Raw genomic sequence first — 14,719 nt, forward strand, 5'->3', positions numbered from 1 at the left:
GCCGCGAAAAGGGAGCTGCCTTGTCCACTGGTCCGCGCACCGCTGCGCACCCCGCCGAGCGGGTCGTCGAGCACTCCTCGGCGCCGCTCGCCCTCATGGCCCGGCTGGCCGGATCGGGCCTGTTCGGCGACTACGTCGTCTACGAGCGGCCCGGCTCATGGACGTTCGCGGGGGGCATGCTCGCCGAGGTCGTCCTGGACGCCGGCGCCGTCCACGCCCACTGGCCGGGCCAAGCCCCGGCCACCCGTCCATGGACGGGCCGCCCCGCCGACGCGCTCCGCGACGCCTTCGCCGCCGCGCCGCTGCCCGCCTGGAACGCCTACGGCTGGATCGCGTTCGAGTGCGCCGCCCCTCGCCCCACCGGACGGCTCGCGCACCTGATCGTCCCCCGCACCGAGGTACGGGCCGAGAACGGCCGCGTCACCATCACCGGCGTCGACGAGGCCGACATCGAGCAGGTCGAGAAGCTCCTGGCCAAACCCGAGGGCCGCCCCGCCGGGGAGCCCTCCCCCGTCGATGTCAGGGCCGGTGGCGGCCCCTACCGGGCGCGTGTCGCCGAGGCCGTGGCCGAGATCCACGCGGGCCGCTACCAGAAGGTCATCGTGTCGCGCCGCCTGGACGTCCCCTATCCCGTCGACGTCGTCTCGACCTATGTCCGGGGCCGCGAGGCGAACACCCCGGCCCGCTCCTTCCTGCTCGACCTGGGCGGATTCCAGGCCACCGGGTTCAGCCCCGAGGTGCTCGCGAGCGTCGACCCGGCGGGGCACGTCATGACCCAGCCCCTGGCCGGCACCCGCGCCTTCGGCCTCGGCGCCGACACCGACGCGCGCACCCGCCGCGATCTGGAGACCGACCCCAAGGAGATCTACGAGCACGCCGTCTCCGTCCGGACGTCCCAGGAGGAGCTGTACCGGGTGTGCGACCAGGAGACCGTCCGGGTGACCGGCTTCATGACGGTGAAGGAGCGCGGCAGCGTCCAGCACCTGGGCTCCAGCGTCAGCGGCTCCCTCTCCCCCGGCCGCACCGGATGGGACGCCCTCGACGCCCTCTTCCCCGGCGTCACCGCGTCCGGCATCCCGAAGCCGGAGGCGGTCGAGGCCATCACCCGCCTGGAGGAGCGGCGCGGCCTGTACTCGGGCGCCGTCGTCACCGTCTCCCACGACGGCGCGCTGGACTCCGCCCTCGTACTGCGCGCCCTCTACGCCGAGAACGGCCGCGCGTGGCTGCGCGCCGGCGCCGGCATCGTCGCCGCCTCGACCCCCGACCGCGAGTACGAGGAGACCTGCGAGAAGCTCTCCAGCATCGCGCCGCACGTCGTCCCGCAAACCTGAGGCATCGGCGGGTAGGGACCCGCCATGCCGGAACTTCCTGACGTCGAAGGCTTCCGCCGGGTGCTCGCCGAGCACATCGGCCGCCCGATCGCCTCCGTGTCGGTCCTCGACCCCGGCGTCCTGCGCGGGGTCACCGCCCGACACCTGGACACCGCACTACGGGGCCACCGCTTCGAGGAACCGCACCGCCACGGCAAGTGGCTGCTGGCCCCGGCGCAGGGCCCGGTCGTCCTGCTCCACTTCGGCATGACGGGCTCCCTCACCTGGCACCGCCGGACGACCCGCGCCACCGCCACGACCGCGTCATCTGGGAACTCCCCGACGGCGAACTGCGCTTCCGCGACATGCGCAAACTCCAGGGCGTCCATCTGGCCACCGACCTCCAGGAGGCGGACGAAACCCTTGAGCCCCTGGGCCCGGACGCCCTGGACCTGTCCCGCGACGACCTGGCCACCACCCTCTCCCACCACCGCGGACGCCTCAAAACAACCCTGACCGACCAATCGGTCATCGCGGGCTTGGGCAACCTCCTGGCCGACGAGATCTGCTGGCGCGCCCGCATCAACCCCCTGCGCCCCGCCCGCGACCTGGACGCCGCCGAGATCACCGGCCTCCACCGAGCGACGCGCCGCGTCCTGCGCGACTCCGTCAAGGCGGAACGCGTCCCGCCCCGAAAGACCTGGCTGACGGGAGCCCGCGACACCCCGGGCCCCACCTGCCCCCGCTGCGGCACCCCACTGGAAAGCCGCCGCCTGTCCGGCCGCAGAACGGTCTGGTGCCCCACCTGCCAACCCGCCGCCCTCTAACGCCCGCGCCACCACGAGCGCAGGCCACCACCGGCCATCCCGCGGGCCGAGACGTGCAGGCACGGAACGTTCGCGCTTACATGGGCTGTGGCGTCTCCGGAGGCCGCCCCCGCACGCCCGCCGGAACATGTCCAAGGCGCGTTGAAAAGGACGACAGGCCCGCTGCCAGACCGGCAGCGGCCCAGATCTCCGCTCCTCCGCCGGAAAGGACCGAAAGGGTGGGCATTGAACGGCCCAGCGGGACCGACACCCGCGTCGAGTCGGCCGACGAACCGCAGGGCCGGGACCGATCCGCGGCCCCGCCCCCCGAGCGACCAGGACAGCCCGGCACCCCGTCCCGTCTCGAGAGCCTCCGCGCCGCCCGCGAGGACCAACTGGCCCGCGCGGCCGAGAACCGCGAGACCCCCACACGGGAATCCGGGACCGAACAGCGCGACGACGGCGAAGACAACGACAGCGAGTCCTTACGCGAGGAACAGCAGGAACCAGGGGAAACCGATACAGCGGACGACCGCCGGGAGCCCGACACAGAGATCGGTGAGTCCGACCGCGAACCAACCGCCGACGAGGAACGCGACCAGGCCGAGGAAACCGAGGTCTCCGCAGAGGACCCGAATCCCCCATCTGGCGAAGAGGCCGCCAAGGACGATTCAGGCTCTCGTGAGCCCGACCCCGAAACCAGTCGGGACGACCTTCCGGACGAACGCCAGAGCCCGCCATCGGCACCCTCACCCGAAACCGCTGAGAAGCCCGACCCTCCGTCCCGCCTGGAAAGCCTCCGCGCCGCCCGCGAAGCCCAAGAAGCCCGCGCAGCCGAACCAGAAGTCCGACAGGCACCCCCACCAGAACCCGGCACCGACCAACGCCTCGAACCAGAGTCGACCAAGTCGCCGTTCCCGGTCCCCACTGACGCGCAGCCTGGCCCCACAGCCAACGGTGAGGCCACCGAGGAACCGGTCGGCGAATCCTCGGACACCAGGATGGAACAGTCCGAGGCCTTGCCAGAGGCCACCGGCGAGAGCGGCTTCGACGCGCAGGCCGAGATCCGGGACCGCGACTCCGAAGAGGGTGCCGAACAGCCGGCGATGGCCTCGGGAAGCGGAAGCGAGATTGATCGGCAAGCGGACCTCGGCAAGGAGTTGGCCCGGCTTGCCGACCAGAAAGTGGATGACGAGATCGACCGGACGCTTCCCAAAGTCAATCCGAAGTTCGACTGGTCCCGCTCCGACTATTCCGAAAACTGCACCAGTGTCGTTCAGGCGAACGAGTTACGGCGACGCGGCCATGGAGTGGAGGCCGGACCACTGGAGAAACCCCTGCGGTCCGACCAGAACGGTCCGGGTGGCCGCGACCTCAGCGTCATCGAACAAGCGTGGGGTGCCAACTTCACTTCTGGGACCAAGGCCGAGATCGAAGAGGCGTTCAAACAGCCAGGATCGCGAGGTATCGTCTACATCGCCTGGAATGGCGTCAATACCGGCGCACACGTGTTCAGCGTTGAGAATGTTGGAGGCAGGGTCCGCTTTGTTGACGGCCAGCCGAAACCTCCCATCCGCGATGCCGCCCACTACTTCACCGTCGGGCACTCCACGAAGTATCTTCGAGTAGATGACCTCCCGACACCGTCCAGCAATCGGATAGACCCGTTTCTCGAACCCTGAGAACCAGCCGCAAGTGGAGGCACGCCATGGCTGTGACCTACGAGCAGGCCCGCGAACTCGTCCGCGCCCATTTCGAGCCCAATTGGACAATGGGAACCTTCTGCCTGGACGACCGGTGGATCAGAGAGAACGACGAATTTTATGTCTTCAACATCGGCGCTCGCGAGTTCATCATAGACGGAGACGACTCCTATGCGGTCATAGGCAGCGTTCCCATCGTTCTCAAGGAAGAAGGCCGCGTGGCCTCCCGCCCCTCCGCGATGATCGCCACGGACCCCTCGATTCGAAACGCGCCGAACCCGAACCCGACGTTCACGCCGGCTTGAGATAATCAGCCGACGCACTGTAGAGCGGGACGGAGATCACCGGTGGGCAAGCGTGAGGTGTACGTCTCGGTTGATGTGGAGGCTGATGGGCCTATCCCAGGGGCGTATTCCATGCTGAGTTTCGGGATGAGCGCGTGCGGGGCCCTTGACGGGGACGGGTTCAGGCCGGTCGATCCGGCTGAGACCACGTTCTATGCGGAGCTGAAGCCGATCAGCGACGCCTACGTCCCGGAGGCCTTGGCCGTCAGTGGCCTGGATCGCGAGCGCCTCGCCGCCGAGGGGCGCGAGCCCAGCGAGGCGATGGACGCCGCCGCCGACTGGGTGAGGGCGGTGGCGGCCTCCGTGGAGGCCTCGCCCGTACTGGTGGCCTATCCACTCGGCTTCGACTGGATGTTCCTGTACTGGTACTGGACGCGGTTCACCGAGGCGGGGTCCCCTTTCGGGCACTCCCGGCACCTGGATATCAAGACCGCGTACGCCACCAAGGCCGGCAGCCAGATCATCCGCTCGACCAAAAGCCAGATGCCCGCCGAACTGCTCTCCGACCGGCCGCACACGCACAACGCGCTGGACGACGCGATCGAGCAGGCCGAGCTGTTCCAACACTTGGTCCGCTGGGGCGGCCCGCCGCGTCGGCCAGGCAAAGACCTCGCGGGGTGATGCGAACCCGTGCCCTCGCAGAGAATGCGGGGAGCACGCTGAGCTGGGCTGTTCCGTCTTGGGCTCCGGGATCGTGTGCTGACCGTCACCAACGTGTGCTGCGAGTCGTCCGCACGCGACGCGAGCACCCTCGGATTCCGGGTCATCATGGTCGCCGACGCGAACGCGGCACGCCGCGACCAGGACCACAACGCCACCCTGCACACCATCTACCGGTCCTTCGGCGACGTCCGGCCGACGTCCGAGGTGCTCGCCATGATCGCATCGAAGCCGTAGCCCGATCCGAAGCGCGTGAACGACAGGCGCGCGACCAGCCTGGATCAACGGGAAAGTCGCGCTCCAGCCAGTTCGGGCGATATTCGGGTGCGCGCGGTTCCCGGACGGGGTTACCTTCTGATCGTCACCTAGGGCCGGTGCCCGCGGGTCGAAGACCATCGGTTATCTCTTCGAAACAGATGCAATCCGGTGGGCGTCTCCACATCCGTGCGATTACCCGGCCCTGCGGGTCGAATTGGACGTGCAGGGGAGGACGGGTCGAAGTCCCGTCGGTTACCACTTTCATGGAGAGGTTGCGGGTTCGAGTCCCGTCCGGGCGTCAGCCCGGTAGCTCAATCGGTAGAGCACTTAGAGCCCGGTGGGCGTGACCATATCCGCCCTCCCCCGCACGCCGGCGGAGGCTCGGGCCTGTTTGTCAGTGGCAACGGGGATGCTGGCGGCTCAAGTCACCGAGACAGGGAGCCTCCAGTTGCCGATCCGTGTTGCCGGCCGTCGCCGGGGAACGGCGTCGCTGACAGCGGCGTTTCCCGGCGCGGAGTTCGTCGATGTGACCTCCCGGGCATCGGAGCCTTGGGTGCGCCTGAGTCCGTTCTACCCGCACGGCGGCATCCCGGTCCCCTACTGCGACGGTGTGACCGGACAGTCCGTGGAAGGCATCTGGCAGGCCCTCAAGGTGTTCCAGGACTGCGACGTCGACCCCGCGAAGCTCGAGATCACCACGATGAAGGGGCTGAAGCGGACGGTGCGTCGATACGGCCCCGTCAAGGGTCACCGCACGGGTCTGCAAGGCGACCGACTTCTGCCCTACGAGACGGCCCGACGCCGGATCTACCTGCCGGCCTACCGCTGGGTTCTCGAGCATCGTGTCGTTGATCTGGTCGAGCGGCTCCGCGAGAAGAAGGACGTCGTGCTCCTCGACTACACCACCAACGGCGACGTCGCCGATCCTGCGAGCCCGATCTCCCACGCCGCGCTGATCCAACTCCACATCGAGGGCCGATGGCCCCGAGAAGACGAGGACGCAGCAACGATCGAACGCCATGACTGATCCGGTGGGGAGTGCGGCCGCCGTCGTCAAGGCAGCCGCTTCCTAAAGAACGGTCCGGAACGTCACCGACACTCGTCGGCCGCGTGGGACGCGTCCGTCTGGGCCAGGGTCGGTCTTGCGCGGTGGGATGGCGTGCCGCCAGGTGAATCGCGCCGGGCCGGTCATGACGCACAGGCTTCCGGGGGCAAGAGGCACCGGCACTCGCGTCTTGTCCTCCGGGCGAGTGAAGTCCATGACGCACGCCGACAGCAGGCTGACCGATGCGACTACCGGTCCGAAGCCGCGGACGTTGTCGACGTGGGCGCTGATGCCCTGGCCGGGCAGGTACTCGTTCACGATCACCTGGTCGGGCGGACCGTCGAAGTGACCTTCCTCGCGCAGCCGTCGGGCCAGCGTCACCGCCCAGCCGGGTAGCGGCGGTGCCGGAGCGCCGCCCACGCCACGGCTGCCGTAGTCATAGCGGTGCCCGTAGTGCTGGACACGACGCCGCAGCTGCGCCGACCAGGGAGCGGAGTCTATGCTCGCCGCCAGTCGCCGCTGGTCGTCCTCGTCCAGCCAGCGATGGACGCAGAGAAGTCCCGGAACCACGACGGAGAACCTAATCGATCATGGTCTGTCCGGTCCAGAGCCCGCCGGGTCGTCACCAGCCGCGCGCGAACGGTCCCATCGATATTCGGATGCGAACGGCTTCGGGCCGGGTTACCTTCTGATCGGCACGTTGACCCGGTGCCCGCGCGGGTCGAAGACCATCGGTCATCTCTTTCCGACATCTCCTTGGGAAGACGCAACCCGGTGGCCGTTTCCACATCCGTGCGAGCACCGCTGCCACCGGATCGGATTTGACGTGCAGGGCAGGGCGGCTCGAAGTCCCGAGAGCCCGTTCTTCCCGTGGTCGTTGAAGTCCAGCATGAGTTGACGCTGCGGGTTGCCGTAGGTGAGGCAGACCTGCACCAGCGGCCGACGCGGGTACGGAGATCGGCGTCGTCGAGGCCGGTGAACGTGACGTTGGCCGGCGGTTCGGCTTCGTCGGCGGGCCGCGAGCACGCTGGCGTGGCCAGGGCCCCGGCCATGGCGGCCGAGACCAGCAGGCGACGGCGGCACGGGTGTTCCATGTGAACGAGAAACGCCGCGCCGCTCATGCAGGCCGATACCAGTGCCGTGTTCCCTGGAGAGCTTCCACAACAGCTTGCAAGCGTCTCCCCGCGCCTTCTTGTTCGCTGGCCGGACGGTTTTTTTCCGGTCGCATGCAAGCAGTCTTCCAAATATTCGGATGCGAGCGGATCCGGGAGCAGGTTACCTTCTGAACAGCGCGTCGGGCCCGGTGCCCGCACGGGTCGAAGAGCATCGGTTATCTCTCTCCCAGATGCAATCCGGTGGTCGTTTCCACATCCGTGCGAGTGCCCGGCCCTACGGTCGAGCCGGCCGTAAAGGGAAGGGCGGGTCGAAGCCCGTCGGTTATCGGGACCCAAAGGTCGCAGGTTCGAATCCTGCCCATCCGACGAAGTCGGGTGGTAGCGCAGCCAGGCAGCGCATCGGGCTAAAAACCCGGCGGACACCACCACATCCGCCCTTCCCTAAGGTCGGCTCCTCCCCCCACATCCGCCCCAGCGGCGGGTCGAAGATCCTTGGAGGTCCAAGATGGCTCGTGACCCTCTCGCATCTGTTTCCGCTTTCCAGACGCCGCAGAGCCGGCCGATTCCCGGTCGCGAGGCCGAGCAGGTCCGCAACAACGCCGGCGGTCACGTGTTCGCCAAGGACCTGTGGACCCGGCTGGAGGACTTCATCATCCTCGGCACCACCGGCGGTACCTACTACGTCGGTGAGGACAGGCTCACCGCGGACAACGCGCAGGTCGTGTTCGACGCGATCGCGGCCGACGGTGTCCGGGCCGTCGACCTCGCGACGGAGATCTCCACGGCGCGCCCGCCGCGTGCTCCGAAGAACCGTCCCGCGCTGTTCGTCCTGGCCGCGGCGGCGGCGCGGGGCGACGCCGGCACCCGGCAGGCCGTGAAGGCGTCGCTGGCGCGGGTCGCGCGGACCACGGACCATCTCGCGTCGTTCTTCGGCTACTGGAAGAACCTCGGCGGCAAGGCCACCGGCGGCGGGACCGCGCCGGTGATCGGGCGCGCGATGCGGTCCGCGATCGCGTCGTGGTTCCTCAACGGCGACGTCGACCAGGTCGCGTGGCGCGTGTGCAAGGCGCGGCAGCGCAAGACCCCGGCCGGTGAGGCGTTCGCGCTTCGGGACGCGCTGCGCATCGCGCACCCCAAGGCCGACTCGCCGGCGCGGCGTGCCCTGTTCGGGTGGATCGCCGGGAACGTCTCCGACGATGACGTCCGCGCGCAGGTGCCCGCGGTCGACGCGTTCCTCACCGCGCAGGCCGTCACCGGTCCGGTCGAGGCGATCGGCGTCGTGCGGGAGCGGGGCGTGCCGTGGGAGTTCCTCCCGGACGCGGTTCTCACCGAGCCCGGCGTGTGGGACGAGCTCGTCGACACGATCGGGATGACCGCGCTGATCCGGAACCTGTCCCGGATGACGCGGATCGGGACGCTCACCCCGATGGGCGACGCGACCCGGCGTGCCGCGGCGCGGCTCACGAACGCCGACGCGCTCGCGAAGGCCCGGATCCACCCGATGGACCTGTTCCTCGCGCTGCGCGTGTACGGGGCGGGTCAGGCGAAGCCGCACCCGCGCGCCGACGCGCAGCACTGGTCGCCGGTCCCGGCGGTCGTCGACGCGCTGGAAGAGGCGTACGAGCTGTCGTTCGGGCACACGGAGCCGTCCGGCCGGCGCCTGCTGGTGGCGGTGGACTCCTCGGGGTCCATGGGCTTCCACCGCATCACCTCGGGCGGTGCGCCGCTCGGGACCTGCTACGAGGTCGCGAACGCGATGGCGGTCATCCTGAACCGGATCGAGGGCGGCGACTGCCACGTCATCGACGTCGACACCAGCGTCCACGCGTCCCGGGTGACGGCGCGCACGAACCTGCGGGAGATCTCCCAGTGGCGCCCCTCGGGCGGCGGGACGGACCTGGCGCTGCCCTTCCAGTGGGCGCAGCAGCAGCGTCTCGAGGTGGACGGGATGGTGCTGTTCACCGACAACGAGACGTGGGCCGGGCGGCAGCACGCGTCGCAGGCGCTCACCGCGTACCGCCAGGGTGTGAACGGCGGCGTGCGGGTCGTGCTCGCGGCGATGGCCGCGAACGGGCACACCGTCGGCGACCCCCGCGACGAGGGCGTGCTGAACATGGCGGGCCTGGACGCGTCGCTGCCGATGGTCGTGAACGGCTACATCCGCTGAGATTCCGGGGCAGATGACCATCTGCCCCGGAATCGCATTATTTCGCCGCCTGGACCGGCTGCCGGAGGACGGTCTTGAACCTGGCGGGCTCGGTCCGGCGGTGGTCCCCGAGGTAGACCTCGTGATGGTGCCCGGCCATGCGCAGGTCGTTGGCGGCGAGGTACTCGTGGTGGAGCCTGGCCAGTGCGGGCCCTTCATCGTCGTAGGGGCCGACGTGCAGGAGCTGGGCGCAGGTGCCCTCCTTCAGGGTCTCGGCGCGGATCTCGGCGATCGCGGGGAGGCCCTTCTTCGCCAGCGCGGTCCGCTTGGCCTCGTCGACGAGGTCGTCGCTGATCCAGTCGGGCCGGCTGATGAGCATGCGCCAGTGCCAGGCGTCCTTCTCGCGGGTGATGAACACCTCCGGGTCGTCGGCCCACCACAGCCCTTCGAGCGGCCCGACGACGAAGTCCCGCCCGGCGGCCTTGCTCGCGAACTTGAGCGTGTAGGCGACCGTGTAGAGCGCCTCGACGGCGCGGGCGTAGTCCTCGCTGGTGTTGGGGTCCCCGCTTCCCTCCACGGCGATGAAGCGCTGCGCGGGCACCTCGACCAGCGCCCAGTCGGCGTTCTTCGGCGCGTAGCACTGCTTGAGTTCTCGTTTGATGTCATAGCGGTCCATGGCCGTCGGCCTTCCTGGTGCGGGGTTCGGTGGGAGGTCGGTCGTCGCCTTCGGCCGCCCGGTAGCCGGCCAGCCACTGCTGCTCGGCGGCCAGTTGGCCCAGCGAGTAGTCGAAGATCGCGCGGACGAAGCCGGGCGCCTCGGGTTGCGCGTCGCGGGCCGCTCGGACGGCGGCCGTCCGCTCCGCGAGGGCCGCGGCCCGCCGGTCGAGCGCGGCCCGCAGGCGGTCGGGCGGGATGACCGGCTGGTTGGCCAGACCGACCAGGAGGGGCGGGAACACCGGACGGGGTTCGGCCACCGCGGCTTCGGCCGCCCGCGCGCACGCCCGGCGGCCCTCGTCCGTCGGCCCGTACACCCGGCGGCCCTTCCCCCGGACGGCCCGCGGCGCCTCGACGTCGCTGATCAGCCCGCGGTCGCGCAGCCGGCTCAGCAGGTAGTAGATCGAGCTGAAGCCGATCTCGGTCCACTCGCGCATCCCGCGCGCGGTGATGACCTCGTCCAGTTCGTAGCCGTGTCTCGGCTTCTCCACGAGCAGGCCCAGCAGGGTCAGCTCAGCGGGCGTCAGGTCGTCGGCAGGCACCCGTATACTCTAGTACTAGAATAAGCCCGACGATGACTCCATCGCTCTCCTGCCCTCCGGCCAGGCGGGCCTTGTCCGGTCAGCGCCGGTCCCCTGAGATGGAGCAACTCATCGACTTAGGGGAGCCGCGGGGGGCAGGGCATCCGGCCCCGGTGATGCCGGCGCAGGGGCGAACCGGTCCGAGAGCCGGGCCGACGAACGTTCATGTCGCGCAAGATCGACCAACGTCTTTTTTTCCACTTGTGGACCAAGTCACCACAGGCTGGTCACCGCGTTCGACCCGGCCCCGGGATATGAATTTCTCAGCGATGCTTTTCTCCGCCCATGCCAGCGCGAACGCCGCCTCCGATGGCATGATGCACCAATTGCAAGCCCTTCTTCGCTTTACGCCACGCCGGAATGCAAATAGACCCCAAAATCTCTCTCCATGGGGCGTGATCCAATTCGCGCAAGGGAAGGATCGCCTCGTATTCGCGCCAGTCGGAGCCCGAGGACCGATCCGGCATCGCGTGGCGCCGCTTTCCCGAATCACCCGAACGCGGAACACATCTCCAAATCCGACAAGGGGAGAAGCATGCGAACTGCCAGACGACCGTTGATCACCCTGCTCGGCACCACCCTCACCGCTATCTCCGCGGTGAGCGCACCCGCGGCGGCCAGCGCCCGGGTTCCCAACCCCACAACTCCGTATAAATGGGGGGTGGTCTACCGGAACACGACCGGCTCCCCGAGCGCCACTCTGCGCTACGGACCGTACGGGCGTCCGACCAGCAGTCCTTCGGCTCAGCAACCACCGCCCTACGGCCTGGGAAGCCTGGGAATCATCGTGGGCAGCGGCACAGATAAGATCGAATTCGGGAACGAATCGGACTTCGCCGGAATACGGCTCGCCGACATCAACATACTGAGGTACTGGATAAACGCCGGGATGGACGACCTGACCGGCATCGCCTTCCCCGGTATCACCATAGAGATCGACCCCAAACTGAATCCGGCCGTGACCTACTCGAGCCTGAACTACGTGCCGACGGCCTCCACCAGCCCGTCGGCCCCGACCCCGGTCAGGTACGTCTGGCAGCGCTACGACGCCACCACGTCGGGGAGCGCCTGGTTCGCCACGGGGAGCACGGGCACCACGATCGGCTGCACTCCGGTGAGCCCGTGCTCGTTCGCTGATCTCAAGACCAAGCTCCCGAACGCCGAGATCACCTTGAGTCTGGGAATCAGCAAGGGGAGGGACACCCCGTTCTACGGCGCGGTCGACTCGCTCCGCTTCAACAACCTGGTCTACGACTTCGAATTGAACGGAGTCCTCACGAAGGCGCCGCTGCCGACGTCCTGATCGCGGTTCTCTCTCGTCGTCCACGTGGATGACGAGAGAGCGACCAGGTCCTCTGCGGTCCAACTCGCCGTCGTCACAGGCGTTCCGGGGGCATCGGGGAAGTTGAGGCGGTCACGGGTCGAGGCGCCGTTCAGTCATCGGTGGCGGGCGGGAAGTCGAAGTCCCACGCCATCTCCCACACCCACATGCCCGATCCGAGGTCGGTGGTGGCCAGCAGGGTGCCGTCCCGGCTCAGCGCCGCACTGTAGAGGGGCGCGCCATGGCCTTCCAGCGTGCGCAGGCAGCGTCCGGAGCCGATCTCCCACACCCGGACCTGCCGGTCCTCGCCGGTGACCGCGAACGTCCCGTCGGCGCTGAGGGCGAACACGCTGAGATAGTTCGGGATCGCCAAGGTGGTGACGATTTCGCCTGTGTCGGTCCGCCACACGTGCAGCGCGTCCCGGTCGGGTGACGCGCCGAGCCTGCCGTCGGCGCTGAAGGCGACGGGGGTGTCCAGCCCGCCGCTCGCCCCCTGGCTGAGGAAGGAGTACCGGAGTTCGCCGGTGTCCACGTCCCAGGCGCCGACGAACAGGCCGTGCGAAACGAACAGGGTTCGGCCGTCCGCGCTGAAGTCCAGGCGTTCGCCGTGCGGACGCGACCGCAGCGTCCACGCGGGGAGGTCCTCCCCCAGCGGCCACAGATGGATCTCGTTCTGGTCGGACGGGCCGCCGAAGCGGTTCGCCTCCGGGTGCGTGGCTCCGAGCGTGGCCCCGTACCGGCCGTCCGGGCTGAGCGCCGCCGCGTGGACGCCGCCGCCGTGCGCCCGCCACTCGCGCAGGACGCGGCCCGCGGGCAGGTCGCGGAGACGGAGGCCCCCGGTCTGGTCGCCGATCAGGATCCGGTCGCCCACCGGGTTCACCGCGAACGCGCTGATGGCGCCGAACTCGTCGGTGAACAGGCGCTTGACACCGGTTTCGAGGCTCAGCTGGCGGATCGTTCCCGAGGACGTCAGGACCAGCAGCAGCATCCCGTCAACGGCGAACCGGATGTCCCTGGCGTTGCCGCCCTCGCCGCGGTCGAAGGTGTGCAGCCGCTCCCCCGCGGCGACGTCCCAGACGTCCACCTCACCGGTCCACCGGCCGGTCGCCGCGATGAGACCGTCCTCGCGCAGGGCCAACGTCGGGGGCTGCGTGAACTCGCTGTGCGCGTCGTAGGAGTACAGCGGCGACGCGCTGAGCAGGGTGGACCTGCGGCCGTGCTCGCCCACCCGCGCCCACGCCGCCCGCAGGTCCGGGTGAAGGCCGAAGCCGGGCATCCGCTGGGCGGACCTCAGCGCCTCCGCCGCGGCCGGGTACCGGCCCCGGCTCGCGAGCTCGTCGGCGCGGTCCATCAGATCGCGGAACACGTCGTCCGCGCGGGTGAGTTCGCGGGCCGACCGCGGCCGCGCGTAGTACCAGGGGGCCTGGTAGCCGCCGGTGGGAAGCGACCGCACCGCGACGCGCCCCCAGGGCAGTCCGACCACCGCCGCCCGGCCGTCCGCGCTGACGTCGAGGGAGCATGCCCAGCCGGCGTCGGACGGCAGTTCCCGGTCGAGCGTGCGCACGCAGCGGCCGGTCGAGGCCTCCCACACCTGCACCTGGCTGCCGCCGTCAGCCGAGGTCACCGCGGTCGGCCCGGCCGCGGCGAGCGCGACGTCCTCCACATGCCGCCATGCGTGCGGCACCTCGCTGACCACGGCGCACCGCCGCGCGTCCCACAAGGTGAGGGGCCCCTCCCACCAGGCGACCAGGGCGTATCGCGCGTCGGCCGACACTCCGCCGACGTCCATCGCGCTGGTGTGGACCGGTCTGCCGTGCAACGTCCCTCTGACGGGTCCGGCCAGCGTGCCGACGCACTGTCCGCCTGCCACATCCCACGAGCGGACCGTGCAGTCGTGGTCCCCGCCGAACGAGCCGGACAGGGCCCTGCGGCCGTCCTGGCTCAGCGCCAGAGATGTGACGGGTCCCGCATGTCCGCGCAAAGCGGCGACGCAGTGCGCCTCACCGCTCTCCCACACTTGGATCGTGCCCTGCGCGGACCCTGTCGCCACGTAGCGGCCGTCGCCGCTCACGGCCACGATCTGAGCGTCGTTCACCGCAGGCCGACTCCACTGCCGCCGGCCTCGCTTGAGATCCCACAGTTCGACGGTGCCGTCCTCCAGGAGAGCGGCCCCGAGCGCGCCGCCCGCGTCCATCGCCAGGGCGGCGACCGGCCGCCCGCGCTTCGCCAGTGTGCGCGGTCGCCGGCCGGAACCGGTCTCCCACAGCAGCAGCCTGCCCGTCCGATCGCCGGACAGGAGGAGGCCGCCGTCCGCGCTGACCGCCACCGCGGAGACGTCGTCCTCAAGGCGGGGGCTTTTCCGGTTCCGGCCGTCGAGGTCGGCGTGGACCCGCGGCGGACGGCGCTCCCATTCGGCCAGCGCCTCGGCGGCGTCCGGGGAGGCGGGATCGGCGGCGACCGCTTCCCGCAGCAGTTCGCCGGCCCGCTCGTGATCGTGCCGCTCCAGTTGCACCGCACCCAGCAGAAAAGCGCCATGTCCCGCCTGGCCGGCTCCGGACGCGGCCAACGCGGCCTCGATGTTGGAGACGACCTCCTCGCCGGTCTCCTGGCCCGCCCGCCATCGGTGCAGGCCGAAGTTGTAGACCGACGGCAGGTGGTACGGGTCGGTGCCGACCGCCCGCCGCCACAGCTCCTCGGCCTCCTCGGTCCGGCCCAC

At 69.7% G+C, this 14,719-nt stretch carries 13 protein-coding genes and 1 pseudogene; 10 read left to right on the forward strand and 4 right to left on the reverse strand.

What is annotated here, in order from left to right; all coding sequences use genetic code 11:
- Positions 1-20 precede the first annotated feature (20 nt).
- The 8 genes and pseudogenes from FKD65_RS04335 to FKD65_RS04365 all read left to right on the forward strand — a co-directional run bounded on the left by FKD65_RS04335 (position 21) and on the right by FKD65_RS04365 (position 6,108).
- Positions 21-1,331: a salicylate synthase gene (locus FKD65_RS04335; protein ID WP_240809959.1), complete on the forward strand. Its 1,311-nt coding sequence runs from the start codon at positions 21-23 to the stop codon at positions 1,329-1,331.
- A 24-nt stretch (positions 1,332-1,355) separates the two neighbouring features.
- Positions 1,356-1,604, forward strand: a pseudogene (locus tag FKD65_RS46540) (DNA-formamidopyrimidine glycosylase family protein); the annotation flags it as partial.
- Positions 1,605-1,675: 71 nt separating this feature from the next.
- Positions 1,676-2,137: a zinc finger domain-containing protein gene (locus FKD65_RS45345; RefSeq protein ID WP_240809960.1), complete on the forward strand. Its 462-nt coding sequence runs from the start codon at positions 1,676-1,678 to the stop codon at positions 2,135-2,137.
- A gap of 218 nt (positions 2,138-2,355) precedes the next feature.
- The gene (locus tag FKD65_RS04345; protein ID WP_141576258.1) at positions 2,356-3,798 is read left to right on the forward strand and encodes a toxin glutamine deamidase domain-containing protein; all 1,443 of its coding nucleotides are present in this window, start codon (positions 2,356-2,358) and stop codon (positions 3,796-3,798) included.
- Positions 3,799-3,824: 26 nt separating this feature from the next.
- Positions 3,825-4,124, forward strand: a complete 300-nt coding sequence (locus FKD65_RS04350; protein WP_141576259.1) for a hypothetical protein — start codon at positions 3,825-3,827, stop codon at positions 4,122-4,124.
- A 42-nt stretch (positions 4,125-4,166) separates the two neighbouring features.
- Complete coding sequence (locus FKD65_RS04355; protein ID WP_141576260.1) at positions 4,167-4,784, forward strand: exonuclease; 618 nt, start codon at positions 4,167-4,169, stop codon at positions 4,782-4,784.
- 75 nt (positions 4,785-4,859) lie between these two features.
- Positions 4,860-5,060, forward strand: coding sequence for an isochorismatase family protein (locus FKD65_RS04360; RefSeq protein ID WP_205718545.1), 201 nt, complete (start codon positions 4,860-4,862; stop codon positions 5,058-5,060).
- Between the two features lie 469 nt (positions 5,061-5,529).
- Positions 5,530-6,108, forward strand: coding sequence for a hypothetical protein (locus FKD65_RS04365; RefSeq protein WP_141576261.1), 579 nt, complete (start codon positions 5,530-5,532; stop codon positions 6,106-6,108).
- A gap of 42 nt (positions 6,109-6,150) precedes the next feature.
- Here the strand turns inward: FKD65_RS04365 and FKD65_RS04370 are convergent, their stop codons facing one another.
- Positions 6,151-6,696, reverse strand: a complete 546-nt coding sequence (locus tag FKD65_RS04370; RefSeq protein WP_205718546.1) for an alpha-ketoglutarate-dependent dioxygenase AlkB — start codon at positions 6,694-6,696, stop codon at positions 6,151-6,153.
- A gap of 1,050 nt (positions 6,697-7,746) precedes the next feature.
- Here FKD65_RS04370 and FKD65_RS04375 point away from each other — a divergent pair.
- Complete coding sequence (locus FKD65_RS04375) at positions 7,747-9,408, forward strand: TROVE domain-containing protein (protein WP_141576263.1); 1,662 nt, start codon at positions 7,747-7,749, stop codon at positions 9,406-9,408.
- Positions 9,409-9,445: 37 nt separating this feature from the next.
- Here FKD65_RS04375 and FKD65_RS04380 read toward each other — a convergent pair whose 3' ends face one another.
- Complete coding sequence (locus tag FKD65_RS04380) at positions 9,446-10,063, reverse strand: GyrI-like domain-containing protein (RefSeq protein WP_141576264.1); 618 nt, start codon at positions 10,061-10,063, stop codon at positions 9,446-9,448.
- The gene (locus tag FKD65_RS04385) at positions 10,050-10,643 is read right to left on the reverse strand and encodes a PadR family transcriptional regulator (RefSeq protein WP_141576265.1); all 594 of its coding nucleotides are present in this window, start codon (positions 10,641-10,643) and stop codon (positions 10,050-10,052) included. The genes FKD65_RS04380 and FKD65_RS04385 overlap by 14 nt, the downstream gene beginning before the upstream one ends.
- A gap of 574 nt (positions 10,644-11,217) precedes the next feature.
- On the opposite strand from FKD65_RS04385, the gene FKD65_RS04390 reads away from it, so the two are divergent.
- On the forward strand, positions 11,218-11,985 hold the full coding sequence (locus FKD65_RS04390) for a hypothetical protein (protein WP_141576266.1): 768 nt from the start codon (positions 11,218-11,220) through the stop codon (positions 11,983-11,985).
- A gap of 130 nt (positions 11,986-12,115) precedes the next feature.
- On the opposite strand, the gene FKD65_RS04395 is transcribed toward FKD65_RS04390, so the two are convergent.
- Entirely contained in the window at positions 12,116-14,719 is a 2,604-nt protein-coding gene (locus FKD65_RS04395; protein ID WP_141576267.1) for a WD40 repeat domain-containing protein, read from the reverse strand.

This window comes from Actinomadura sp. WMMA1423 (genome assembly GCF_006547145.1).
Lineage (GTDB): Bacteria > Actinomycetota > Actinomycetes > Streptosporangiales > Streptosporangiaceae > Spirillospora.